The organism is Candidatus Limimorpha avicola (assembly GCF_056978975.1).
Genome location: NZ_DBMCYK010000001.1, coordinates 138,579 through 164,883, shown reverse-complemented (window position 1 = coordinate 164,883; position 26,305 = coordinate 138,579). Strand labels below are relative to the sequence as shown.

The 26,305-nt window shown below is 37.7% G+C and carries 20 protein-coding genes; 4 read left to right on the top strand and 16 right to left on the bottom strand.

Annotation, left to right across the window (positions count from 1 at the left end; translation table 11 throughout):
- Positions 1-28 precede the first annotated feature (28 nt).
- Both kbl and ACZOVS_RS00660 read left to right on the top strand, forming a co-directional pair.
- Positions 29-1,216, top strand: coding sequence for a glycine C-acetyltransferase (gene kbl, locus ACZOVS_RS00665; RefSeq protein WP_483995308.1), 1,188 nt, complete (start codon positions 29-31; stop codon positions 1,214-1,216).
- Positions 1,213-2,160 (top strand): NAD-dependent epimerase/dehydratase family protein, encoded by a 948-nt coding sequence (locus tag ACZOVS_RS00660; protein WP_483995307.1) that lies wholly within the window; start codon positions 1,213-1,215, stop codon positions 2,158-2,160. Before kbl ends, ACZOVS_RS00660 begins: the two co-directional genes overlap by 4 nt.
- A 239-nt stretch (positions 2,161-2,399) precedes the next feature.
- Here ACZOVS_RS00660 and ACZOVS_RS00655 read toward each other — a convergent pair whose 3' ends face one another.
- Both ACZOVS_RS00655 and ACZOVS_RS00650 read right to left on the bottom strand, forming a co-directional pair.
- On the bottom strand, positions 2,400-2,804 hold the full coding sequence (locus ACZOVS_RS00655; protein ID WP_483995306.1) for a DUF2147 domain-containing protein: 405 nt from the start codon (positions 2,802-2,804) through the stop codon (positions 2,400-2,402).
- Between the two features lie 283 nt (positions 2,805-3,087).
- A complete protein-coding gene (locus tag ACZOVS_RS00650) occupies positions 3,088-3,951 on the bottom strand; it encodes a class I SAM-dependent methyltransferase (protein ID WP_483995305.1) in 864 nt (287 codons plus the stop codon).
- Positions 3,952-4,972: 1,021 nt separating this feature from the next.
- On the opposite strand from ACZOVS_RS00650, the gene ACZOVS_RS00645 reads away from it, so the two are divergent.
- Positions 4,973-5,737 carry a winged helix-turn-helix domain-containing protein gene (locus tag ACZOVS_RS00645; RefSeq protein WP_483995304.1) on the top strand — a complete coding sequence of 255 codons (765 nt, stop codon included), beginning with the start codon at positions 4,973-4,975 and terminating at the stop codon, positions 5,735-5,737.
- Between the two features lie 122 nt (positions 5,738-5,859).
- Positions 5,860-8,172 (top strand): TonB-dependent receptor, encoded by a 2,313-nt coding sequence (locus ACZOVS_RS00640; protein WP_483995303.1) that lies wholly within the window; start codon positions 5,860-5,862, stop codon positions 8,170-8,172.
- A 659-nt stretch (positions 8,173-8,831) separates the two neighbouring features.
- Here ACZOVS_RS00640 and ACZOVS_RS00635 read toward each other — a convergent pair.
- The 14 genes from ACZOVS_RS00635 to ACZOVS_RS00570 all read right to left on the bottom strand — a co-directional run bounded on the left by ACZOVS_RS00635 (position 8,832) and on the right by ACZOVS_RS00570 (position 26,305).
- Positions 8,832-9,368 (bottom strand): ferritin-like domain-containing protein, encoded by a 537-nt coding sequence (locus ACZOVS_RS00635; protein ID WP_483995302.1) that lies wholly within the window; start codon positions 9,366-9,368, stop codon positions 8,832-8,834.
- Between the two features lie 53 nt (positions 9,369-9,421).
- Positions 9,422-9,982, bottom strand: coding sequence for a phosphoribosylglycinamide formyltransferase (purN, locus tag ACZOVS_RS00630; RefSeq protein ID WP_483995301.1), 561 nt, complete (start codon positions 9,980-9,982; stop codon positions 9,422-9,424).
- Positions 9,983-9,988: 6 nt separating this feature from the next.
- A complete protein-coding gene (locus ACZOVS_RS00625; RefSeq protein WP_483995300.1) occupies positions 9,989-12,325 on the bottom strand; it encodes a hypothetical protein in 2,337 nt (778 codons plus the stop codon).
- Positions 12,326-12,371: 46 nt separating this feature from the next.
- Positions 12,372-13,445 carry a butyrate kinase gene (locus ACZOVS_RS00620; RefSeq protein WP_483995299.1) on the bottom strand — a complete coding sequence of 358 codons (1,074 nt, stop codon included), beginning with the start codon at positions 13,443-13,445 and terminating at the stop codon, positions 12,372-12,374.
- 150 nt (positions 13,446-13,595) lie between these two features.
- Positions 13,596-15,116: a cell division protein FtsZ gene (gene ftsZ, locus ACZOVS_RS00615; RefSeq protein WP_483995298.1), complete on the bottom strand. Its 1,521-nt coding sequence runs from the start codon at positions 15,114-15,116 to the stop codon at positions 13,596-13,598.
- 6 nt (positions 15,117-15,122) lie between these two features.
- Positions 15,123-16,466, bottom strand: coding sequence for a cell division protein FtsA (gene ftsA, locus ACZOVS_RS00610; protein WP_483995297.1), 1,344 nt, complete (start codon positions 16,464-16,466; stop codon positions 15,123-15,125).
- Between the two features lie 5 nt (positions 16,467-16,471).
- Positions 16,472-17,251 (bottom strand): cell division protein FtsQ/DivIB, encoded by a 780-nt coding sequence (locus ACZOVS_RS00605; protein WP_483995296.1) that lies wholly within the window; start codon positions 17,249-17,251, stop codon positions 16,472-16,474.
- Complete coding sequence (gene murC, locus ACZOVS_RS00600) at positions 17,248-18,591, bottom strand: UDP-N-acetylmuramate--L-alanine ligase (protein ID WP_483995295.1); 1,344 nt, start codon at positions 18,589-18,591, stop codon at positions 17,248-17,250. The genes ACZOVS_RS00605 and murC overlap by 4 nt, the downstream gene beginning before the upstream one ends.
- Positions 18,592-18,593: 2 nt before the next feature.
- On the bottom strand, positions 18,594-19,721 hold the full coding sequence (gene murG, locus ACZOVS_RS00595) for an undecaprenyldiphospho-muramoylpentapeptide beta-N-acetylglucosaminyltransferase (protein ID WP_483995294.1): 1,128 nt from the start codon (positions 19,719-19,721) through the stop codon (positions 18,594-18,596).
- Entirely contained in the window at positions 19,678-20,847 is a 1,170-nt protein-coding gene (locus ACZOVS_RS00590; protein ID WP_483995293.1) for an FtsW/RodA/SpoVE family cell cycle protein, read from the bottom strand. Before ACZOVS_RS00590 ends, murG begins: the two co-directional genes overlap by 44 nt.
- Positions 20,844-21,410, bottom strand: coding sequence for a hypothetical protein (locus ACZOVS_RS00585; protein ID WP_483995292.1), 567 nt, complete (start codon positions 21,408-21,410; stop codon positions 20,844-20,846). Before ACZOVS_RS00585 ends, ACZOVS_RS00590 begins: the two co-directional genes overlap by 4 nt.
- A 10-nt stretch (positions 21,411-21,420) precedes the next feature.
- The gene (locus ACZOVS_RS00580; protein WP_483995291.1) at positions 21,421-22,701 is read right to left on the bottom strand and encodes a phospho-N-acetylmuramoyl-pentapeptide-transferase; all 1,281 of its coding nucleotides are present in this window, start codon (positions 22,699-22,701) and stop codon (positions 21,421-21,423) included.
- A gap of 15 nt (positions 22,702-22,716) precedes the next feature.
- Positions 22,717-24,177, bottom strand: a complete 1,461-nt coding sequence (locus ACZOVS_RS00575; protein ID WP_483995290.1) for a UDP-N-acetylmuramoyl-L-alanyl-D-glutamate--2,6-diaminopimelate ligase — start codon at positions 24,175-24,177, stop codon at positions 22,717-22,719.
- Positions 24,161-26,305, bottom strand: a complete 2,145-nt coding sequence (locus ACZOVS_RS00570; protein ID WP_483995289.1) for a penicillin-binding protein — start codon at positions 26,303-26,305, stop codon at positions 24,161-24,163. Before ACZOVS_RS00570 ends, ACZOVS_RS00575 begins: the two co-directional genes overlap by 17 nt.

Sequence of the window (26,305 nt, the reverse complement as noted above, 5' to 3'; positions counted from 1 at the left end):
GATAAGACAATTTTTAATAACCAATATCATGTACACAAAATTTCAAAACTACTTAAAACAGGAGTTGGCACAAATCGAGGCTGACGGACTGTACAAGAACGAGCGCATCATTGAGAGTCCTCAAGGTGCTGAGATTTTAGTAAAAGGCAAGAAATGTTTGAATTTCTGCGCAAACAACTATCTTGGTTTAGCCGACAATCCAAAACTTATTGAAGCGGCAAAGAAAGGCATGGATGCAAGAGGCTTTGGCATGGCATCAGTAAGATTTATTTGCGGTTGTCAGGATTTACACAAGAAATTAGAGGCTAAGATCTCCGAATTTTTTGGTACTGAAGACACTATATTATATGCAGCATGTTTCGATGCCAACGGTGGTGTATTCGAGCCATTGCTGGGAGCAGAAGATGCCATTATTTCAGATGCACTGAATCATGCCTCCATCATCGACGGAGTACGTCTCTGCAAGGCACAACGTTTCCGTTATGCCAATGCTGACATGGCAGACCTGGAGAAACAGCTCCAAGATGCACAAAAATGCCGTTTCCGTTTAATCGTCACCGACGGTGTATTCTCGATGGACGGCAACGTATGTCCTCTTGACAAGATTTATGAATTGGCACAGAAGTACGATGCCATGGTGATGGTTGACGAGAGTCATTCTGCCGGTGTCGTCGGGACAACAGGACGTGGTGTCACAGAACGTTTCAACCTCAGAGGCAGGATAGAAATACTCACCGGCACACTCGGCAAGGCTTTCGGAGGTGCCATGGGCGGATTTACTACCGGTAAGAAGGAAATCATCGACATGTTACGCCAACGTTCACGTCCTTATCTGTTCTCCAATTCCATGGCACCAGGACTCGTGGCTGCCGGCATTCGCATGTTCGAGATGATGACAGAGACAAACGAACTTCAAGACAAACTGCACTCCAACACCGATTATTTCATAAAACAAATGTTAGCTGCAGGTTTCGACTGTAAACCGTCAGAGTCTGCAATATGCGCTGTAATGTTGTACGATGCTCCTCTCTCACAGAGATTTGCTGCTCGTATGCAGGACGAAGGCATCTTCGTGACAGGTTTCTACTATCCTGTGGTTCCTAAAGGACAGGCTCGTATCCGTGTTCAGATCTCTGCAGCACACGAAAAAGAACATCTGGACAGATGTATAGAGGCTTTTGTTAAGATTGGTAAAGAATTAGGCGTCATCAAATGAAAAAAATATTGATAGTCGGTTCCGGGGGTCAGATAGGAACTGAATTGGTAAAAAAACTGCGTGGCATTTACGGCAATGACAACGTAGTGGCGAGTGATCTGCGTCAACTGACAGGCGAAATAGTTGAAACAGGACCTTTTGAGAGAATAGACTCTACTTGCATGATGCAGATCGTAGAAGCAGTGAAGAAATACAATATCGACACGATATACAACCTGGCTGCCATTCTTTCAGCGACGGCAGAGAAAAATCCAATGCTTGGCTGGAATGTGGGAATAGGCAGTCTGATAAATTGTCTTGAGACAGCAAGGGTATTCAACTGTGCCGTGTTCACTCCGTCTTCAATAGGAGCTTTCGGTCCATCAACACCACACGACATGACACCACAGGACACCATCCAACGTCCCAACACCATTTACGGTGTCACTAAAGTCACAGGAGAACTCTTGAGTGACTATTATTTCAGCCGTTTCGGTGTTGACACACGTTCTGTTAGATTTCCGGGATTAATCTCCAACCTGACTTTGCCGGGTGGCGGCACCACCGACTATGCCGTAGAGATATATTATGCAGCAGTGAGAGGTGAGAAATTCGTCTGTCCTCTCAAAAAAGGCACTTTTATGGATATGATGTACATGCCTGATGCTCTCGGCGCCATGGTTGACATCATGGAAGCCGACCCGTCAAAACTCATACATCGTAATTCATTCAACGTTACTTCCATGAGTTTCGACCCTGAGATATTGTACAACGCCATCAAAAAATATGTACCTGATTTTGAGATGGTTTATGAACCGGAACCTGTCAAACAGGCTATTGCCGATTCTTGGCCGAACAAATTAGATGACAGTTGCGCTCGCGATGAATGGGGCTGGAATCCTAAATTCGACCTCGACAAAATGACTGTTGACATGCTCGATTCCCTCAAGAAAAAATTGAAGTAATACAAAAATATTATCGACAAAGATGTGGTGCATCATTTATTGTTGACGCACCACATCTTTTACTAATGTCACATCGAGACTTATGCAAAACATGTCTGAAAAACGGTAATACAGCCCACCTTATACCTGCCAAACACCAATGACAAACATGACGTAAATGTCCTACAAATACAAAAACGGTATATATTATAAAAACAACAAACTGATTTACAGCAATATAACGTTCTGTTTTTCTTCACTCATCGGACCCATGTCTGCGAACGTCCCAACCACCCTCTTCTATCCAAGGAACCTCGCAAAGTGATTGTATTATCTTCATTGTGATAAATCTTTCCATAATAATTCTTCTTACCCTCCGGTTCATATATTATGCCACCTTGCAAGATACCGTCTTCTTCTTTCATATCTTTTATGACTATCATATTCTCGAAACCTGAATCTTCAAGTTCCTCACCATTGTAAAAAACACGCAATATCCTTCCATAATACAATCCGGTATCCTCATCTTGATAAAACTCCACTATTCCTTTCGTTTCCCCTGTTTTGTCATCAACAGTTCTCCATTCTCCAAGCACCCAGTCAGCCTGAGCAAAACATCCCACAGCCAATACTAAAAATATCACCAATACACCTATTTTTTTCATAATTGCCATTTTATACACAACAATCCAGATAACAGTTTTTCTGTGCAAAGGTATAATTTTTTTTAATCTATAATAATTAAAAACAGCTGCATCCAAAACAATGTAATTCATACATCCAAAAAATTATTTTACAATTTCATGGACAATAAAAATGTTGTAACCTGACAATCAACAATTAAAAAAGCAGAGTATCGACGCGCTTACATGCGACAATTCGTTCACGTCATTTTACACGATAAAGCTCTAATAACATCAAGGAACAACACATTAAAAATATATACGCCTAATTTATCTGCAACCAGAAAGAACCTCCATGTTTTTCCACACCAACCAAATTGGGATGATTCCACATGGGTGCTATGACATCTGACAATTCCTTATCCTCACTGATAAAATAATTCGGCAATATAGTTTTATATTTAGCCGGATTTGCCAAAATAAATGCAGCAAGCATATACTGCTCATTATAAAACCTGTCACACATAAACTGAGGATAGTCGTAAGGAATATAAATGTCATGAAAATGAACTACAACACCTTTCTTTAAAAACGGAAGAAGTTCCAAGAAACAAATCATGGCATCAGAATTGGGAAACACTCTGTGCGAATTGTCAATAAACAATATGTCATTCTCATTCAATGAATCGACTATAAATTTATTATCGAGTAAATCCTCAAAAGGTTTTCTAATCACCTTATCCGACAAATGGTCGATATTGGCTCTCGGATAAGGATCTATGGATATTATTTCAGTATTAAGGTTGTTCTCCTTAATGGATTTTCTTGCCACCTTTGTAGAATTGCCCGAACCGATTTCAATATACTTTGAAGGTTTATATTTAGCAATCATTCCATAAATCCCAATAATATCAAGACCAGGCAAAAAACCGTTATTCCATGCAATCTTGTCTTCATCAGTTTCATCTTTGGAATTTCTTATTTCCTGAATTTTATCAATATGTTCCAAAAATAACATCAAAAGATCATTGTATATCTTTCTGTTAGCATTTACCACCTCGAACAGAAGCGGATGCCATGGATTATCATTTCCACATCTCGGCTTAGTATTGACCTTATAATCCAAATGAACACTCTGAAATTTCGGTGACAAGAACCTGTATAACGATTTAAGTTTTGATTCTCCCATTACTCTCCTGAATTAAACCAATAAAAAACTTTATTTATCAGCCCACAAATATATAAAAATTTTTTAACGTAGTCAAATTTGTTCAATTTTTTTATTATACAGTTTCAATAATACAAATACAATCGAATTTATTTCATTGTTTTGATAATAAGCAATAGCAGAACATATTTATACCAAATGGGATTATTTAAAACAAGAATATAAAATACAATAATTCTTTATTCATTTTATAACAAATTAAAGTTAAATTGACAACAAAAGCATTTAAACTCAATATTTATTTGAGTAATGTTTCAAAAGGTATGTAATTGAGATTCACATTTCGACTGCAGATTATACATTTTTTAAAAAATTTGTCAAATAATTGTCAGATAAAACCGCGCAGGTGGCATGTCGGAACATGCGGCTTTGACAATATGTATTTATTCCTCCCACCCGAATTTCTTATCTTCCTTCTAAACAGTGCCATCTTATATTCACATCTTTTTCGCGTCATCGTTACATATCCCGATAACAATATCGTTGATCCCGGATTAGGTAATTCTCCTCTCTTTCTTGTTGTTCTCTTATTATCTCCGTTAATTCTCTCTATCCAATTGATGGAGTATGTCATACTTCTTATTTTTATAATGACAATCCAAATAAGTAAAATGATAACCGTTTACCTCATTGTTCATCCAATTTACAAAAACATGATAAAAGTTTCATTTTCATATTCCCGGAAATTTCATATCCTATATTTATCCACGTCCATTATGTCTTTCGATACCTGTATCCATTACGCAAGTCATTGGTTATGATATTATGTCCTTACCATTTTTTCTTCATCAGTATCTCCAAACTCATTTTCAATATTTCTCCTATTCCTTTTCCTTCTTTGATTATCTTTTCGATAATTTTTTTATCTTTGCTCCTGTGTAAAATTTATATTTGTATTTTTTAAAATTTGACAAATAAAAAATATTAGACTTTGAATTTTACACACTTTTGGGGACAGTATCATAATTTAAGTAAATAGAATATGAAACCTATAACTGCAATAATAATTTATTTTTCTTTGATGATTCCATCATTGTTCATAAGTTATGGCAACTATACAACAACGAAAGAACATATAATAAATGATGTCAATCAGGCTTTGGCTCAAACCATTCTATATACATCAGATCGTATAACGGCTGATACGTTGAAAGTGTACAGGTCAAAATTGAAAATAGACCAACTAAAAGAAACATCTTATTTGACAATGTGCACAGAAGAACCAAGTAAAGTATCCATTTGTAGTGATACGATAAGTTACAAAGTTGGAAAAGAAAGATTATACATCAGAGCATACCCCAATTGTACAAGAGTTGCTATATTCAGAATGTCTGAACAAAAGACACCCTTTATTCTATTTGTTTTAAGTATAATATGGTGTATATTTTCCTTTATATACCTGAAGACGAAATCGCTCAAAAACAACAATTTTTGCATTGAACCGGAAATTATAAATCTTGGAACATTGCATTTTTCAAAATCTTCAAATCTTTTTTTTGATGAAAAAAAACAAGAAATATACTTCACCCCTATGCAACATCAACTCATGAAGATGCTAATAACAACAAAGAATCATAGATTATCTATAAAAGAAATTTGCCATTGTCTTTGGCCCGGAAAAGAAGATGCCCGCGATACTCTTTATACATTAGTACACCGACTAAAGCCTATTTTAGAAAAAGTCAGCGATGTAAAGATTGAAACAGTAAATGGACATTTCTATATACTTAAAACAAGAAAATCATAAATATCAAATGGTTGTCAGTGAAATGTAAGCCAAATGTAAGCCAAATGTAAGCTAAATGTTTGCATTCTAACAAGGGAATATTCTTACTTTGTATTTACATTTGCAACAACAAATTGCAAATCATGAAAGAAGTAAAAATTATTTTCACAGGTTTATTTTTAATATCATTTTCAATATCATCATGGTCTCAGAATATATTAAAAGGAACTGTTAAAGATTCTGGCAATATTCCCATTATAGGTGCCTCTGTAGTTTTACGCACCATAAATGATACATTAATTTATAAAGGTTGTTTGACAGATATTGATGGTCATTTCTCAATAGAAGAAATAGTTGACAGAAAATACATATTGGAAATATCATTTTTAGGTTATGAAGATTATTTAAAAGAAATCACAGTAGTTGGAAACACTGATATCGGAATAATTACATTAAAAAAACGAATATTTGACCTTGATGAGGTTGTCGTAACTGCAAACATGGTGGAAAGATTCGCTGACAAGAAGGAGTATAAATTAACTAATGTAGAAAAGAAACATTACAGTAGTGCGTTGGCTGCATTGGAATTTCTTCCTAAGATTCAAGTTCTTGATCAAAGTGTTTCATCTGTGGACGGTAAGGCTGTAAAGATTCTGATTAACGGTGTTCCATCAACTCCGACAGACCTATCTGTCCTTTCGCCCGAGAACATTGCAAAAATAGATTATTACACACAACCTCCAATCCAATACTCCAATATGGGATTAGGAGCGGTAATAAATGTAGTAACCAAAGAAAAACAGGACGGAGGTTCTGTCGGCATCAACACCCAGAATGCCGTAACCACAGGCTTCGGCAACAATGTCGTCAATTTCAAATACAATTGGGGCAATTCGCAGATCGGCGTGACATACAATATCAATTACAGAAATTACGACAAAAGGGTATTGGATGAAGAAATGACGTATTCGATTGGAGGAACAGATTACGAAAAGACAAAAAGCGGACGCAACAGCCCGTATGCCTATGAACAGCAGATGGCTGAAATCAGTTTCAACAATTCGAAAGTTGACAACTATCTTTTCAGTGCAAAACTATCCTTCAACTCGTTGAACCGAAGACGCTCTTCGATACAGGACATCATGTCAAAAATAAATGGAGAGGAATCACTTGAAATTGGCGAGAGTTCGGACAAGGACAAATACATCAGTCCTGTTATGGATATGTATTTCAGCAAATCATTCGACTCCAAACATGAACTTATTATGAATCTTGTCGGTACATACTACAAATCCGACTATGACTATGAATACAGAGAATTACCGGATGAAAAAACGGATTTTGAAACAGCAACGGTAATAAACACGGACAAATATTCCGTTATCGGTGAAGCACTGTATAACTATAAAATGGGAAAGACGAACCTGTATGTAGGAACCAGGTATATGTATAACAACAGCACTCAGAACAATTTACCTTCAAATAACCGGATAACTACCAATGAGATTTACTCCTATTTGGGAATAACCGGAATGATGGGTAAAAAATTCAATTACAGTATAAGTGCCGGTGTAAATAACAATATTTTTACCACTATTGAAAACAAGACTTACAATTTCACCTATTTCCGTCCTCAGGTAAAATTGGGATATTTCATAGACAAAAGCTCGGACCTGATGTTCAATTATGAAGTAAACACCGAAAACCCGTCAGTGTCTTCACTGACTTACAATCCTTATTTTAAGGATCCAAATTATATATTCGCGGGAAATCCCAATTTGACGCCAAGCAACAATCACGATTTGTCGCTATCCTACTTCAAAGGCTTCAAAAAATTTGTAATCAATGCTGAAGTAGAATATTCATATACAAAAGATGCCATCGCACCGATTTTCCAATCCGATGATAATAACATCATTGAGACATTCGGCAATTTGGATAATGCACAAAACATGAAAACCAGTTTGTTTTTACAATGGTATCCATTTTCAAACAATATACTCAGATTGAGACTGTACTCCGAAGTGTTCCATCAGATCAATAAATTGGGCGGTTCAGAATGGAACCATACAGGCTATTCAATAATCCCTTCAATATATCTTGCATACAATAAATGGGTATTACAGCTATTCTACCAGACCCAGAAAAAATCCCTTATCGGACAGATGACTAAAAACATTCCAAGCATGGCTTCGGTAGAACTGTCATATAAACCAATAAAGAACCTGACCATTACCGGAGGTATAAGATACCCCTTCTATGATTCATGGAAACAGGTTACTTCCGTATCTGGAACACCACTCTTGCATCGCACTGAAACTGAAAGAATTATCAATAATGCCAATATGGTGTATATAAATCTTGTTTACAATTTCTCATTTGGCAAGTCTAAATCCGGCGTAAAATTAAAGATACAGAATAAAGATAAGGATTCCGGAATACTTAACAGAAACTAATCACAAACCACAAATCATACACATATTCTATAATATAAATTTATTATTTTAAGTATAATATGCTATATCACCAAAAATAATAAGCGATGAAAATCGATTATTTCATAATAATAAAATTATTTATAATATACAATAAGCAGAATAATCTTAACAATATGCAAAACATATTGATTATTCCATGTTTGTAAAACTTATAAATCGACTAATCACACATGTGATAAAAATGAAGTAAAATTTTGAAATAAAAATCTTTCGAACACATGCACATATAAACCAACAAACAGATGAAAGTCAGATTATTGTATATTATTATAATAATATATTATGTACGGAAGTATATGAACATTCACTGTACTGTAATATTGAAGAGCACGAAAATGTTAATGTATTATATATAAAGCTATATTTTTGAAAACCCTGAAATATCAAACAAGCCGAAAAAACAAACTGAGACTATATCCATTCGACTTTAGTGGGAGCTTACTTTTTAAAAATTATTTCCAAATCATATCTTATTGACATCCTAATAAAAACTTTATATAATTTCATCAGCGACGGACAAACCATCAATTCAAATCAACACAAAAAAGGCCGACATTAACAGTCAGCCTCTATAATTGTCAACAATATCCGTAAAACAAATCAGCTACATTAATATATCACATATTCACATCATTAGTAGTCATTTGTTTCATCATGCACTTGTGCATCTCATTGATGTCATCAAGAAAATCCTGCATCTCCTGTTCATGTTCTTCTTCTTCCCGAAGTATATGTTTTGCCATTTCGCAAGTAGTATAATCTATACCATGAGTCATATCAATAATATATTTATATCTGACAATTGCACAACGTTCTCCCTCAATATTTTGGCGCAAGACGACAGCAATATTCTCATCTTTAGGGTCATAATATTTACATTTTGCCATGTCGAACCAGCGTACGGGGTCGGAGACGGGATTACCTTCAAGTTCAATAATGCGGTTAGCGAGCATCTCTGCATGTTTCAGTTCCTCTTGTGCATGTTCCATCAATTCCTTCTGTATGGCTGCCCGTTGATTGCCTTTTATCAGGAAAGAACCTATCCAATATTGATAATATGCAAGCCACTCTTCTGAGAGAGCCATGTTAAGTTGTTCGATAAGTTTATTTACATCAATCTTATCCTTTAAAATTAAAATGCTACCTTTTGCCATAATCTTAATATTGTTTTTCATATAACAAAAGGCAATATGATATGTTCAAAATGTCATTCTATCAAACTTTTAATTATCACCGGGAAATGTTCATATTCGAGTTGATGGATTTTGGCTGCGAGGCTGTCCGGTGTCTCGTCGTCGGCAAGAGGCACCTGTGCCTGAAAAATAATATCACCGCTATCATATTTTTCATTAACATAGTGAATGGTAATTCCAGACACCGGTTCGTGGGCAGCAACAACAGCCTCATGAACATGCTCTCCATAAAATCCCTTACCTCCATATTTAGGCAGCAAAGCCGGATGTATATTGACAATCTTATTGGGATATGCCTTGACGAGTGAAGCAGGTATCAACAACAAGAACCCGGCAAGTACAATAAAATCAACACCTTTATCCTGCAAGAGTTTGACAAAAGATTCATCGTTAAGTGTTTTTTTATCAACCATAATGACAGGTATGTTCATTTTCTCGGCACGCTGCACTGCATAAGCAGCAGGATTGTTACACACCACGCAAACTATATTGACATTGTCATCATTTTGAAAAAAATCGGCAATACGCTGCAAATTAGTACCATTGCCGGAAACGAAAACAGCTATATTAGTCATATTCAATTATTTAATTATCACTTTCTCATCAGGTTCCAAATCGAACCATATCATATATTCTTCATCAGAACGTTTCTTTTCATATTGTTTGTCAACAGCAATAATATCGGATGACGAAACAAGGGTAAGACCTTTTATTAAATCCTTACCATTGTTAATGAGCACGATACTGCCATCATAATTAATAATGTAACTCACATCACGCAACTGTTTCTGATACTGCATATAACGTTCCACCGTTGTAGGCAACAACATTTTTTTCTCTTTAAGAACAGCAATACGCTGAAGAGCTGCATTGAAATCCGGTTTCGCCACTATCTTTCCATTATCATTTGTCCAAAACCCTCTATCTTCTGTCACCCAAGGCGAATAACAATGAATTATGAACACCTCTCTAAAATCAGTAATTTTACGCAGTCTGTTTTCGCTAAGATAATAGCCCCACATAGAAAGAGGTTCCATGGTATATGTCGTTGTCCATAGCATAAAATCCTTATTGTCAGGCAGATAATGAACACGTGGCAAAGGCATGCAGTCTGAGAAAGCAGAATACGGCACTGTCAGATTACAGTCGAACCTGTAGGCATCGAAAATACGTGTTTCTTCCAAAGAAGCATTCCACGGAAACTCCACGCCGTTTTGCTTCCACAAGTCACACAGATAATAAGGAGAAGAAGGATTCAAACCGTCGCATACCATATCTTCTCGGTTATGAACTTCGCTATTGTTGTAGCCATGGTCTATCCATGTTTTGGTATTAAAATGTTTTTTCATGAAAGACATTGCCTGTTCAAGATTCTCAGGTGAAGATGTATATTGTTCCGGAGTATGAAGACAAATATCGAATCCTTTGTTTTTCAATTGAATCATAAAATCGAGAAAATCATCATCACTTAACGAGGCATGCAATCCCGGGAAGTCGGAATTTTTCTCAATATTGCATACGCTGTCAGGATTATTAAAGAACACACTTTTAGTCACAGGCACGTCATAATATACATAACCTCCTACAGCACTATCCGCCGAAACAATATCTTCACTTCCGAAACATACCGCTCTATGTGTCCTAATATCAGACCAGTCGGCATGTTCTGTAAATATCACGGCAGCCTCAAAACCTTCCCATACCGGCATAATGCGTGGCAAATCGCACTTCCTGGAAATAGTGATGACAAAAGAAGAAGAAAGACGTTCTTTTCCGGCAAATCGAGAATGAGAGACATCTACGAAAACGTCGGCAGTGTCGTTTCGCAAAGGGAAATGTATCATAGGATGATCATGATGATAATCCATATTGAGGACCGCTGTCATATCTATCCCATCAAACTGTATTGAAGACAAATGCGACGGATGATAAATACTGATTTGTTCATCGCCATGACTGACACTAAAACCCTCTTTATCAAGGTAATATTCCTGTTTATAACGACTTGTCAACGGAAACCGCCGGTAAAATACTGCATCATCAGCAAAAAAAGGCATCACTAATGAAGCACGCAACAGTTTGACATCATTTTTAAATTTTGTATTCAGTGTAATATCAAGAGAAGTACTGCCTTCAGTAGAAGCGACATTCATCTCATTAACAGCGATATCATTTTTGTTTTTAAAACAATGCATAGTAACATTCGACTCATCCGAAACCTTAGTCAACTTCCACATATCAGATTGACATTCAAGAGTATCACCCTCTATCATATAAGACAAATACAATGACAGCGGCTTGGAAACAGGAATACAGCTCATATCCCCGAGCATAAGTTTTTTGTCTTTTTTAGAATACAACAAAGTCAATGTGCTGTCGATTGTCGAGATATTATAAAGATAGGATGAACAATATGATGATGATAAATTCGGAAGGAAAGAAGGATTTGGCGCCTCACTTATCTCAAGTTCCACATCATCAATAAGTATTCTATCATTAGATTTAACATTGTAAATATAACATTTCAAGTCCGAATCATGATGGTGGTCATAGGGAATAACGACAGAAAGTGAAAAATTCCACCAGGCGCCAGGTTCAATGAATCCGTTTGCAAGAGGAAACGACGCCCAATAAACATTTTCGCCATTTCTATTAGTAGAAACCACGAAAAGAGCATCAGGACATTTTAAAGCATTGAGATACATCGACAATGACATGACAACAGCTTTGTTTCGCATCTCACGAGCGACATGAATGTTAAAGCCAAAACCATAAACAACATTAGTATCACACAAAGCAACATGATTACCATCAGAAAAAACAGTATCAAAAATCACATTGACATTAGACCATATAGAAGACTCTTCAGAAGACTCAAAATCGATGAAATAATGTTGTCCATAAGATGACAATGGCATATTATACAGGAAGAATAACGTCAAAAATAAGACAAAACAAAATTTTTTAAACATATTCAATTGCTTTCAGATCACCGTTAAGATATTTCATCATATTGAAAATCAAAGCTTTCAATCTAAAATCTTCAACATAGACCGAGATTGGAGCCATATTCTCAATTCGTTTGGAAATATACTTAAAAAAACGATTCACCGAAAAAATTTTTCCACTCAACAAAACGGCATCTATTTTACCATCCAAAGGTATAAGGCAAGAGGCAATTTCTTTTGATATTTGATAAGCACAAGCATCGACAATCTGTCTGGCTTTTTTGTTGCCGTCGCGCAACATGGCAGATATCTTATCGACGGAAGAAGTACCGAGATAATATTGAAAAGAGCCGGAGTGAAGGAGCAAATCTTTGATTTCCTGTTCAGTATGATGTTTAAAATAAACCATAGAAAGTATATTGGATGCGGGTACTGTACCGGATTGCTGCAGTCCGAAAGCTCCATAACCGAGATATGCCTGGTTGACATCGACGACTACACCTTCTTTATGAGCGGCGACAGACACCGTTTTATCATCGACATGACAAATGACAAGATTGAGTTTCTTATAATCCGAATGTATTGACAATGAATATAGATATCCAAGATATTTATGTATCATGGCGTGAAAGAGCGATTTTTTTCGCAAGGCAGAATGAGAAACAAAACGTGCCACATCGCTACGTTCATCGATAGAGGCAGGATCAACAACAAAAGACTTAACACCTAAGATATTAGCAACACCGAAAGCTACGAGTCCTCCAAGATTTACGACATCTACACCATTCATTCCGTCGAGCAAATCTTCCACCAAAGGCTTATTAATAGAATAAATTCCGGATACACAAGGGTTCAATAAACCACCTTCAGCAATAACATAACGTATGTCTGCAAGATTGACGCCGTCATTTTTCAGTTGTGAAAGTACTGCATTACGACGTACTGCCATTTGTTCTATCATAGCCATATCTACAGTAACTGCGTCATTATCATGTACTATATCACATTGATATATAATATTTTCAGATTCACATACCGCTATTTTTGTCACCGAATCATCTGTAATGACAACAAGATAAGTATCGCTCATGTCAATTTTTTATAAATAACGAGCGACACAATTAAAATGTTCGTTGAAAATGCAGAGGAAAAAACGAGTCACTCCGACGGCATGACCGTCGAAGGAAACTCGTCAACACAAATCAAAATATTATGCTAATTAAAAATTACACGCATAATGTCAATCCACATTGTCATGCAGATATGAATTATTGGAACTCAACTCTCCATTTTGTTGGGAATAATAGTTACGTGAGAACGTCTGAATCTCCTTAAAAGAGACATTGACGCCGGCACGTTTATAAGCAGGCTGTTTCTCCAACTGTGAAATAGTATATTCCATTTTGTCAAAAGTACTGTTATCACTCAGCAAAGAAAGTCTTTTCCTACGTTCGTCCATTTCAATGGCAACATCTTCCTTATCTACCACGGCAAATTCTTTATCTTCGTATGAATCAAACAGTTTAAGGTCGACGCTGTCTTCGGTTTTAACTTTCTTTTCTGCAACAGTGCGAATTTCTATTCCGGACGTGCTATTTTCATAAACACTTTCGAATTCCACCTTATCCTTAGATTCATTCTGTTTAGGAATTTCTTCACCGAGAGTATGGACAACCACCTTATCCACATTATTGTCCTCAACAATTTTATCTTTCAGAGGCACTGTTTCTTTCACAGGAGAAGTAATATCAACGACTTTCTTTTCCGGTTGTTGTCGTTCATTATTCATGTTAACGATATTGTCATCGCCGAATCCTGTTGCTATGATAGTAACACTGATACTTTCATCCAAGTTACTATCTTCGCCATTGCCCCATATCATATCGGAGTTCAAGCCGGCAGCATCCTGAACATATTCAGTTATCGTCATCACCTCATCGAGTGTAACCTCTTTACTGCCAGAAGTGATATATACGAGCAAATTCTTAGCGCCTTTAATATCGGAATCATTAAGCAGAGGAGAATTCAAAGCATCCTGAACAGCTTTCAATGCCCTATCCTCGCCGGAAGCTATACCAGAACCCATTATTGCTTTGCCACTATTACGCATCACGGTACTGACATCTTCGAAGTCAATATTGACATAACCTGTTACTGTAATTATCTCAGCTATACCTTTAGCTGCGATTTTAAGTACATCGTCAGCTTTTCTAAAAGCCTCAGTCAATTTCATGTCGCCGTATTCCTCTCTAAGTTTATCATTACTAATGACAAGAAGAGTATCGACATTTTGCCTCAATTCTTCAATACCTTTCAGAGCCTGTTTTTCGCGTTTCTTTCCCTCAACGGAAAACGGGATAGTCACAATACCAACAGTAAGAATACCCAACTCTTTAGCTACAGAAGCTATTACCGGGGCAGCACCGGTTCCCGTACCGCCACCCATTCCGGCAGTGATAAACAACATCTTAGTATTATTACTAAGATATTCCCTTATTTCATCTTTTGTTTCTTCGGCAGCCATACGCCCCACATCAGGGACATTACCGGCACCAAGTTCACGTTTTCCAAGATGCACCTTATTGACGACAGGACTTCTCTGCAACGCCTGACTGTCAGTATTACACAAAATAAAATCCACACCACAAATACCTTCGGTAAACATGTGTGTGACAGCATTACTACCGCCGCCTCCGACGCCTATAACTTTAATGATGTTAGGCTTTTCTTCCGGATGTTCAAACTCTATTATGTTACTCATAGTTAATTAAATATTTTGATTTGTATCATTATCATTTTTTTCATCAATACTTTCATCCTTAAACAGGATAGATCCAAAACCTGTTATTATTGCCTTGAGGTGACCTATTCCTCTTTTAGGTCCATTAGATTTACTTTCTTTCTTATTGACAATAACGCTTTCCTCTTCCTCAATATCGTCATTTAGAATAGATAGTTTTTGTCTGTTAAAAGACTCCAATATCAAGCCTATACATGTAGCAAACACAGGACTTTTCAATTCATCAGGATTATCGTTATCAATATGTTCATTAGGGTAACCTATTCTCACATCAAGACTAGTCTTAAAAGCCGCAAGTTGTTGAATATGTTTCATCAAGGCACCGCCACCGGTAAGAACAAGACCACCGGTAAGAGCACATTCGTTAGGACATTTATCTATTTCATTTTTAACCATGTCGAATATTTCGCTAAGACGAGCATGAATTATTTCTGAAAGATTTTTAAACGTTATCTCTTTAGGCTCTCTTCCATGAATACCCGGTATTGATATCACATGATGTTCGTTGTTTTCGTTAGGCAAGGCAGATCCATATCTCACTTTCATCTCTTCGGCATATTTTCTGAGAACAGAACAGCCAATGCGGATATCATCGGTTATGACATTACCGCCGAAAGGTATCACGGCAGTATGATAAATTATAGAATCGGAAAATATTGCAATATCTGTTGTACCGCCACCAATATCGACCAACACCACGCCCGCCTCTTTCTCATCTTCTCCGAGCACAGCCACAGCAGAAGCGATAGGTTCCAATATCAACTTATCCAACACAAGTCCTGCATTTTCCACACATGACACTATGTTTTCCACTGCAGATTTCATACCAATAATGACATGGAAATTAGCCTCTATAGTATTACCCAGCATACCTTTAGGATTACTTATACCGGCTTCATTATCAACAATATACTCTTGTGGTATAGCATCAATGATTTCTTCTCCCGGTTGCATTCCCAATTTAAAAACATTGGAACGCAGTTCATCCAATTCATCTTGTGTGATATATGTTTTGGCATTTTTACGTGTTAAAGAGCCCCTATGCTGTATGCTTTTGATATGATGCCCGGCAATACCGACATTGACATTCGTTATCTCAACTCCGGCCATCTCCGAAGCTTCATCGACAGCTTTCTTAATAGAATCTACGGTTTGCTGAATATTGAAAACCATACCTCTTTTCACACCGTACGATTCTGCTTTACCATAACCAATGACTTTAATCTTATTGTTCTCCGTCAATTCTCCCACGACACATGCTATCTTCGTGGTTCCTATATCCAATCCTGTAATGTAAACCGATTCTTTCATAAGCCTTAATATTTAGTACAAACAACTTGATTGACAAAATTAAAATTCACCTTTTTAAACTGTTTCAACTCTTCACTGCCCAACATCTCATCAAAAAAACGTTGCATATTGGACAACTTGATTTCCATATCATTAATATCTCCGAGTACCACATTGACATCAGTGCTATTAAGCACCAATTCAATATCGCCTTCATTTTCAAAATACACCTGTTTAACGCAACATGAAGTGTATGGATCTTTCAATATTTTCTTCATTACATCATACATCATCAACAATTTAGTATGCGAATATACAGGATCGTCGATATTGCCGGAACTGGTCCTCACCACGGGAAATTTAAGATTTCCATTACCAACCAGGACATGTGGAACATATTCATTTTCGACAGGGAATAATCTTCCCAAAGTATCTGCATAAACCGATTCTCCGTTTTCATTATATATGCGCATGAGAGGTTTGCCTTCTTCCACATGAACCACAAGGATATTATCCAATGTTATCTCGACCTTAACATCAGTAATCCAAGGATTGCCAATCAAATAACTATGGACACTATCCAACGGAACATCTCTTATTGTTTTGTTAGTCAGTGTATCACAAATATCCCATACAGTATGCAATTCTCTGTCATAATCTATAAAACCATCTTTTGTGCCATTGTTATTCAACAACTTCACATCAACAAGTGAATGTCTGAAATGATGTTGATACGATACCCACCACAGAGTTGCCAAAGCAGCCACAGTAAACACCAAAACCAATATTTTCAACACCTTTTTCATTTCAGCATCTCCTCTATTTCAGGAACAAGACGATCAATATCGCCGGCACCCATTGTCACTATCAACTCAGGATGTATTTTTTTCAATACATTCAATAATTCACTTTTATGGCAAAGCATCTTTTCTGCACAACAAATCCTGTCGAGCAATACTGAAGAAGTAATACCTTGAATAGGTTTCTCACGGGCAGGATAAATGTCGAGCAATATCACTCTGTCGGCGATAGAAAGGCTTTCTGCAAAACCATCAAGAAAGTCACGTGTACGGCTAAACAGATGCGGCTGAAATACCACAGTCATCATTCTGTCCGGGAATACCGTACGCACCGTTTTCAATGTTGCCTTAATTTCTTCAGGATGATGAGCATAGTCGTCAATATAGACAGTATCATCATTATTAACCCTGATGTCGAACCGACGCCACACACCTTTAAAAGAACACAAAGCCTCACGAATAACATCTGCACCTACACCCATTTCCATAGCAGCAGTCATAGAAGCGAGAGCATTTAAAATGTTGTGTTCCCCGAATAAAGGCATTCGGAAGACACCCAGATCCAAAGCGCAGCGAGTTACATGAAACTCCGTCATACCATCAACAATTCTTATCGAATCCGCCTTGATGTCAGCATTTTCAAAACCGTAAACTATCATTTTCCTCTCGGTAACGACAGGAAGATTGGTACGGCAAATCACGACACCGTCAACAGCAGTCTTATTTACAAACTCATTAAAACTATCAATAAGATGTTGATTATCATAATATATATCAAGATGATCTGCATCTATGGAAGTTACTATACTGATATATGGCGACAACTGCAGGAAAGAATGGTCATATTCGTCAGCTTCTACAACCATCACCTTGTCATCAGCATCGCCAATGACGACATTACTGTTGAAGTTATTGGCTATACCACCTATGAAGGCAGAAATTTTCATTTTATCGCAGTGCAGGATATGTGTTATCAACGAAGTTGTCGTCGTTTTACCATGAGTACCGCTCACACATATTGCATTACATTTACGAGACAACATTCCGAGTATTTCAGCTCTTTTATAAATCTTCACGCCACGTTGTTTCAATGCCAACAGTTCAATCGAGTCCGCAGGTATAGCAGCTGTCATGACGACAAATGCTATTTCATCCGGAATAACATTAATATCCTCATGATAATGTATCATTGCACCTTCTTTTTCGAGGTTGCAAGTGATGTTGGAAGATGTACGGTCATAACCGGCAACTCTATAACCCTTTTTAAGGAAATAGCGTGCCAAGGCACTCATTCCTATGCCTCCAATACCAAGGAAATAGACCATATCATTTTTCAACATTTCCATAATCATTTATTATTCAGCACATTATCAATTTCATCAACCACAAGTTCGGCAGCATTAGCCTTAGCGAATCCATAAATATTACGACTCATAGCAGCACATCTGTCTTTGTCAGCGAGCAATGCAAACACTGTTGGTATCAATTGTTGCTCAGTAGCATCATTAGGCACGAGCAAAGCAGCGTCGGCATCAACGAGGCGGCGAGCATTTTTCGTCTGATGGTCTTCAGCCGCTGTCGGCAAAGGCACGAATACGACAGTTTTGCGCATGAGTGAAAGTTCAGATATAGAGATAGCACCGGCTCTTGATATGACGACATCAGCAAGAGAATATGCCATATCCATTCTATCAATAAACACAACACATTTTATCTTATATGACAGGTTCATTTCATCCACTGCCTGAGATGCTTTCTCAAAATAAGGTTTGCCAGTCTGCCATATCAACTGCACATCATTATCTTTGAATGAAGACAAAGCAGCAAAAACACCTCTATTGATACCCAAGGCACCCTGACTGCCTCCCACCAACAATATCACAGGTTTTTCAGGGTTAAGATTGAAAAACGCAGCAGATTCCGCTCTGTCAACATTAACATTCATTATATTGTTTCTCAACGGATTACCGGTCAATACAATTTTTTCTGCGGGGAACCACTTATCCATTGCATCATAAGCCACGCAGATTCGTGATGCCTTGTTTGCCATCATTCTATTGGTAACACCCGGAAAAGAATTCTGTTCCTGTATGATGACAGGTATTTTCATGGAAGCGGCGCGGCGCATTGTTGGACCACTGGCAAAACCGCCAACCCCGACGACTAAATCCGGATTAAAACGACGAATAATCTTTCCGGCTTTCACCAGGCTGCACAACAACTTCAACGGGAACAAAAGATTATCGAGAGAAAGACTTCTTTTAAATCCGCTAATCCACAGGCCTTCAATAGGATAACCTGCCTTAGGCACCATATCCATCTCCATCCTGCCTTTTGCTCCAATAAACATTATCTCCGCATCAGGATGGCGTTTTTTAAAGGCATCTGCAATGGCAATGGCCGGAAAGATATGACCTCCCGTACCACCACCGCTAATCAGCAGCCTGCACCTGTTCGAGTTCTTTTCTCTTTTCATCGTTTTTATTTATATCTCTTGTCACACTCAATATTATTCCAAAGGATATACCCGTACATATCATAGAAGTACCGCCTCTACTCACGAAAGGCAGATTTTGTCCTGTAGTAGGCAACAATCCCACTGAGACGCCCATATTGATAAAAGCCTGCATGACAATACACAATATCAGACCAAATGACAAAATAGCTCCGAAAGAGTCGGGACGTTTCACCATTATCATTACCACACGATACAACAAGATAAGATACAAAGACAGCACAATTACACCACCTACAAGTCCATATTCTTCGACAACTATAGCATAGATACAGTCGTTTTCCACCTTAGGGAGGGAATTACGTTCTGTACTCTTGCCGGGCAGTTTACCAAAAATGCCACCGGTAGCGATAGCCGCCTTAGCATAATCCTTTTGATAATTATCCGTATTTGTAATACGGGCTTTCCATGTCGTCTGACGACCGCTACTGCCTGTCATAAACTTTATACATATAAACAATGCAAGGAATAATACGGCAATTCCGACGAAAGACAAAATATACTTCATCTTTATCTTTCCCACAAACATCATGGCAATACATGTAGCAAAAAGCAGCACAGCTGTAGAAAGGTTCTCTGTTGCTATCAGGCCTACAACAAATATCACCGGAAGCATAATATTAAGACAAATATCCTTCCAACCAGGGTCAGGATTATCTTTTCTCAATGCTATTTTTCTGGCAATAAACCCAATAAGAATTATTTTGACAAACTCATTTGGCATAAACGAAGCATTAGGACCCATGAAGGGCAATATTTTTGATAATGACAATGACCTTCTGGCATCATCGCTTTCCGTACCAAACAGTTGAGTAAGTATCAACAAGACAATGGCAACAAAAAACAGCAGATTGAAGATATTAGAATAATATGTATATTTCACACGAGAAGCTCCAAACATAAGAACAAGAGCGGCGACAACAAATACAGCATGTTTCATGAGAACGAAAGTATTATTACCTCCGTAATCTTTAATAGCGACTACACTTGTTGCACTATAGACGCACAACAAAGATATCAGTGCCAATATCCATGCAACCATCCAGATACCTCTATCGCCTTGGAATATCCTGTCAAAGAGTCTCATTTTCCATATAAAATATTAAGGTTTCTTACAATATTCTGAAACATATCTCCACGTTGAGAGCTATCAACAAATGAGTCATCGACATCTGTAGAAGGAGAAAAAAGCACCTTTTCTGAGGGAGAAGCCAATTCTGAAGCCATTATGACAGCCTCGTCAAGTGTCTTAGCATGTAATATTCTATCATTCAGCACATCTCCAAAAGTATCATTAACTATTGTCATATCGTCTCCTACAAAGATAAGATATTTCACATAACGGTGTACCATAGTGACGAGGTCCTCATAGTCAAGACATTTTTCTCCACAACCCGTAATCCAAACCAGAGGAGCGTTTATATTCTCCATGGTAAACCATGTCGCCACGGGGCTGACAGCTCCGGAATCGTCTATATAATCCACTGCATTATGAGAATACACGAGTTCGCTTCTATGTCTCCAATGTTGCAAATCCACGAAAGCGTCTTTTATACTTTGTTTTTTAATCTGCCCCATCTGCGATGATATGGATGCTGCCCTTGTCATCGAGTTTCTTTTTCCCTGTTTTGCCAATTGTTCTAATGTCATGATATATTATTTATCTAATTTTCAATGTTAAAATAGCAAAAGCCGCCAAAATGATGCTTATAATCCAGAAGCGCAATGTTATCTTGCTTTCATGAAGTTTCTCGTCTGAACCCTTAAAAAGCACCTTACATCCCGGAGTTACCTGTTCCACCCAACTGAGATCTGTTCTATAATGGTCATGTATGGGCGTTCTTTTCCATATACGTTGTGGATGTCCTTTTCTCTTACCTTTTTTAAAATACAGTCTCTGCAAGATCACGGAAAGACTTTCTATTAGGAAGACGCCGCAAATTATCGGAAGCAACAATTCTTTATGAATTATTATTGCCGACACGGCGATGATTCCACCTATCGTAAGACTTCCGGTATCACCCATAAAAATCTGTGCCGGGAAAGCGTTATACCACAGGAAGCCTATCAAAGCTCCCACGAAAGCACATAGAAATACCACTACCTCTTCTGAACCTGGAATAAACATGATATTGAGATAATCCGCCATGATGACATTACTTGACACATAAGCCAATATACAAAGTGCCACTCCCATAATTGCAGAGTTACCTGCCGCCATGCCATCCATTCCATCGTTGAGGTTAGAGCCATTAGACACTGCTGTCACAACAAATACCACCACTAAGGTAAAAAATATCCAAGTAACCCAATATTTCCATGGACTCTTAATAAAATTGAATAAATCTGAATAATTAAGATTGTGATTTTTGAAGAACGGAATAGTGGTACGTGTAGATTTAACATCAGGTGATTTCACGACCACTTCTTTATTATCTTCTATTCTAACATCCACTGTCTCATTCATCACCACTGCCGGACTAAAGCGCAATGTCATTGCGACTATGAGACCCAACAGCACCTGAGCAAAGATCTTGTACCACCCTTTCAAACCATCTTTTTTCTTCTTAAAAGTCTTGATATAATCATCTGCAAAACCTGTCAACCCGAGTATTACCGTAGTAATTATCATCAATATCATATAAACATTCAAGATTTTACCCACCAACAAGCAAGGAATAAGAATAGAAGTTATTATTACAAGTCCACCCATAGTAGGAACACCCACTTTATTCACGTTAAACGGGTCTATTTTGACATCACGTTGCACCTCGCTAATCTGGTACTTTTTCAACATTCTGATAAAGGATTTACCCAACCATATCGACAATATCAATGACAGTATTATTGCCAACATGGCTCTGACAGTCACATATTCAAACAATCTCGACCCAGGCAAATCGAATTTATCTTGCAAATAATTAAACAGATAGTACAACATAGTGTCTTATATTACTCATTGTTCCTCAAATGCCTTTTTTAATTCTTCCACATCATCGAAATGATGTTTCACACCTTTTATTTCCTGATAATTCTCATGACCTTTCCCTGCCACGAGTATAATATCATTTTTTTTCGACAAAGCCACGGCAGTACGTATAGCCTCACGGCGGTCAGTGATACACAACAGTTTTTTACAAAAAGCCGTCTCAACACCTTTTTTCATATCATTTATTATGGTGTCAGGTTCCTCAAAACGGGGGTTGTCGCTTGTAAGTATCAGTTTATCGCTATTTTTTACAGCCACATCAGCCATCTCAGGGCGTTTTGTAGTATCACGATTACCTCCGGCACCTGCCACCGTGATAAGCATCTCATTATGGGTACGTATCTCGTTGATGGCTGCAAATATGTTTTTCAAAGCATCAGGAGTATGAGCATAATCCACTATACCGATTATGCCACTGTTGGAACGCACCACCTGAAAACGTCCCGGAGCGCCATGCAACTTACTTATACCCAAGAGTATCTCTTCATCATCCATGCCAAGCAAAGAAGCAGCACCATAAATAGCAAGGATGTTAGAAGCGTTATAATTACCGACAAGACGTGTAAACACATAGCTGCCGTTTATTTTCATCTGCATTCCTTCGAAACAACTCTCCAACACAAGTCCTTTAAAGTCTGCCATTGTTTTCAAAGAATACGACATCTTACGTGCTTTGGTATTCTGCAACATGAAGAGACCGTTTTTATCATCAAGATTTGTAAGAGCAAAAGCAGTCTCCGGTAAATTATCGAAAAACATTTTTTTTGCATCACGATAAGCAGTCACCGTTTTATGATAATCAAGATGATCGTGTGTCAAATTAGTAAATATGCCACCTTCAAAATGTAGTCCGGCAATACGGTTTTGTGCCACTGCATGAGAACTCACCTCCATGAAAACATATTCGCAACCTGCATCCACCATCTTGCTCATCAAGGCATTAAGTTCTATCTGGTCGCCTGTAGTATGAGTAGAAGGCACGACTTTGCCATTGATAAGATTCTCAATTGTTGACAACAAACCACATGGATAGCCGGCATCGGTAAACAAACGGTACAACAAAGTTGCTATTGTTGTCTTGCCATTAGTACCGGTAACACCCACCAAATGCATTTTATATGACGGATTATCATAAAACTCGGAAGCTGCAAAACCAAGAGCCACAGAACAATCATCAACAAGAACATAGACGACATCATCTCTACATTCTACAGGAAGTTTCTCACAGACCACGACGACAGCTCCATTACATATAGCTTTATCTATATAGTCATGTCCATCGACCTGAGTACCTCTTACCGCAAAAAACATACATTTCGTTGTACAACATCTCGAATCGAAAGCAATATAATCGACCACAACCTCGCCTGAGCCTATGATACTTATTGTTTTATAATTTCTAAATATATCTTTAACGCTTTTTCCCATAGCCCAAAACAAGTTTTATCGTCTTTCCTTTTTCAAGTTCTTCATCAGGTTCAACAGACTGCTTCAACACTCTGCCATGTCCTTCAAACTGTGCTTTCCAACCCAATGATTCTATAAGGAACACAGCATCAGTGACATTCATGCCGGTAAAATCCGGGACCAAAGAATAGTTAACATTGACAGGTTCCACATAATAACCATTGATATTTCTTTTCACTTTCACCCATTCCGTACCAATATCGGTATCATACAAATCGATATTCATCAAGTCGCAATATTTGTCAACATCATCAAGATATGCCATTGAAGTCTCTGTATAGACCTCACAATCAGGGTCAGACTGCATAAACACATTGTCAGTATCAGGTATCTTATTGGCATACACTCTTTTAGCAACTTCTTTAAACACAGGAGCCGACACCATTGAGCCATAATACGCACCACCTTTAGGATTACTTACCATGACGATACAAGAATATTTTGGATTCTCATAAGGAAAGAATCCAACAAAAGTGGCAGTATATCTTTTATTGGCATATCCGCTTTTACCCTGAGCTATCTGAGCCGTACCGGTTTTTCCTGCCACAGAGAAAGGAAGGTCATTCAACGACTTGGCTGTACCTTCTTTCACCACACCACGGAGCAGTTCCTGTATCATTCTGATATTCTTAGGTGAGGCAATGCTGTCACTAATCACAACCGGCGGGAATGTCTCAATGACATCTTTGCCGTCGCGAATTTCTCTAACAAATTGAGGTTTCATCATGACACCGTCATTAGCGATAGCATTATAAAAGGTAAGAATGTGCAGAGGTGTCAGTTGCAATTCATAACCCATTGCCATCCAGGGCAATGACAATTTGCTCCAACTTCGACTATCTGTTGTTTTAATATAAGCCTTGCCGCCACCTTTCAAAGAAAGATTCAATGGCACGTTGATACAACTCTTGTAAAGCAAGTCAATAAAACGCTGAGGGTTATCAATGAAAGCCTCTTCCACAAGTTGAGCCATTGCTATATTGGACGAATGTTCAAAAGCCTGTCGTATTGTCGGATTACCTTTATTTACGACATGAGAGTCTTTCAAAGCATGACCATGGAAATATTTAACCCCGGCAGCGCCGGTATTGATTACACGATTCACATCGAAGTTGGGATCATTCTCAAGAAGGGCGAGCATGGTAGCTGCCTTAAAAGTAGAACCAGGCTCCACCAACTCAGCAATGGCAAAATTATATTTCTCGTCATATTCACCTGTTTTCTCATCATATTTCAACGAAGAGATAGCCTCGATATAGCCGGTTTTTACATCCATTATTATCACGCATCCCTGTTCCGCCTTATTATCTGCCAGACACTGAGCAAGAGATTTTTCCACAATATCCTGAACATCGACATCTATTGTCGTACATATATCACATCCATCCTTAGCCGGTATATTATATGAAGATTCTACAGGAATAAATGTACCACCGTTAAGACGACGGCGATATTCCACTCCGTCAACACCTGTAAGATATTTATTATAAGCACCTTCTAAACCTACATATATGCTGTCTTTACCTTCTCTTACATAGCCAATCGTCCTCTTGGCAAGAGTGCCGTAAGGCAACTCCCTTGTATATCTTTTCTCAGCGATAAAACCACCTTTGAACTTATCCAATTTGAAAATAGGGAACTTTGATATTCTTCTATATTCATCCAATGTCAGTTTACCGGCAATTTTATAATATCTGTTTTTTTGTGCCTTTGCCTTTTTCAACTCTCTCAGATATGTCCTGCTATCATATTTTCCTATCATGACGGCAAGGCTGTCAGCGAGTTTTTTATATTCATTTTCAAGTATATACTGTTTACCTTTATACTTAAAAGTATCCTGTGCCACCTGAGTATCAAAGAAAATGTCGTATGTAGGAATAGTAATGGCGAGCGGACTGTCATCTTTTGACAAGACATTACCTCTTGCCGCCATCACGACAAATTTTTTCTGTTCATTTTTCTCAATAAATTCCTGTAAATCCTCTTTTTCATAAATCTGAATATACACTATTTTACCTATCACAAAGAGAGCAAAAAGTAAAAAGGCGAAATATATAAGAAAGACACGCCATAAACCACTTTTATCCAT

What these genes read in the sequence shown, in the direction of transcription:
- kbl (WP_483995308.1), top strand. Translation starts at nt 29, where the DNA reads ATGTACACAAAATTTCAAAACTACTTAAAACAGGAGTTGGCACAAATC.
- ACZOVS_RS00660 (WP_483995307.1), top strand. Translation starts at nt 1,213, where the DNA reads ATGAAAAAAATATTGATAGTCGGTTCCGGGGGTCAGATAGGAACTGAA.
- ACZOVS_RS00655 (WP_483995306.1), bottom strand. Translation starts at nt 2,804, where the DNA reads ATGAAAAAAATAGGTGTATTGGTGATATTTTTAGTATTGGCTGTGGGA.
- ACZOVS_RS00650 (WP_483995305.1), bottom strand. Translation starts at nt 3,951, where the DNA reads ATGGGAGAATCAAAACTTAAATCGTTATACAGGTTCTTGTCACCGAAA.
- ACZOVS_RS00645 (WP_483995304.1), top strand. Translation starts at nt 4,973, where the DNA reads ATGAAACCTATAACTGCAATAATAATTTATTTTTCTTTGATGATTCCA.
- ACZOVS_RS00640 (WP_483995303.1), top strand. Translation starts at nt 5,860, where the DNA reads ATGAAAGAAGTAAAAATTATTTTCACAGGTTTATTTTTAATATCATTT.
- ACZOVS_RS00635 (WP_483995302.1), bottom strand. Translation starts at nt 9,368, where the DNA reads ATGGCAAAAGGTAGCATTTTAATTTTAAAGGATAAGATTGATGTAAAT.
- purN (WP_483995301.1), bottom strand. Translation starts at nt 9,982, where the DNA reads ATGACTAATATAGCTGTTTTCGTTTCCGGCAATGGTACTAATTTGCAG.
- ACZOVS_RS00625 (WP_483995300.1), bottom strand. Translation starts at nt 12,325, where the DNA reads ATGCCATTGTCATCTTATGGACAACATTATTTCATCGATTTTGAGTCT.
- ACZOVS_RS00620 (WP_483995299.1), bottom strand. Translation starts at nt 13,445, where the DNA reads ATGAGCGATACTTATCTTGTTGTCATTACAGATGATTCGGTGACAAAA.
- ftsZ (WP_483995298.1), bottom strand. Translation starts at nt 15,116, where the DNA reads ATGAGTAACATAATAGAGTTTGAACATCCGGAAGAAAAGCCTAACATC.
- ftsA (WP_483995297.1), bottom strand. Translation starts at nt 16,466, where the DNA reads ATGAAAGAATCGGTTTACATTACAGGATTGGATATAGGAACCACGAAG.
- ACZOVS_RS00605 (WP_483995296.1), bottom strand. Translation starts at nt 17,251, where the DNA reads ATGAAAAAGGTGTTGAAAATATTGGTTTTGGTGTTTACTGTGGCTGCT.
- murC (WP_483995295.1), bottom strand. Translation starts at nt 18,591, where the DNA reads ATGGAAATGTTGAAAAATGATATGGTCTATTTCCTTGGTATTGGAGGC.
- murG (WP_483995294.1), bottom strand. Translation starts at nt 19,721, where the DNA reads ATGAAAAGAGAAAAGAACTCGAACAGGTGCAGGCTGCTGATTAGCGGT.
- ACZOVS_RS00590 (WP_483995293.1), bottom strand. Translation starts at nt 20,847, where the DNA reads ATGAGACTCTTTGACAGGATATTCCAAGGCGATAGAGGTATCTGGATG.
- ACZOVS_RS00585 (WP_483995292.1), bottom strand. Translation starts at nt 21,410, where the DNA reads ATGACATTAGAACAATTGGCAAAACAGGGAAAAAGAAACTCGATGACA.
- ACZOVS_RS00580 (WP_483995291.1), bottom strand. Translation starts at nt 22,701, where the DNA reads ATGTTGTACTATCTGTTTAATTATTTGCAAGATAAATTCGATTTGCCT.
- ACZOVS_RS00575 (WP_483995290.1), bottom strand. Translation starts at nt 24,177, where the DNA reads ATGGGAAAAAGCGTTAAAGATATATTTAGAAATTATAAAACAATAAGT.
- ACZOVS_RS00570 (WP_483995289.1), bottom strand. Translation starts at nt 26,305, where the DNA reads ATGGATAAAAGTGGTTTATGGCGTGTCTTTCTTATATATTTCGCCTTT.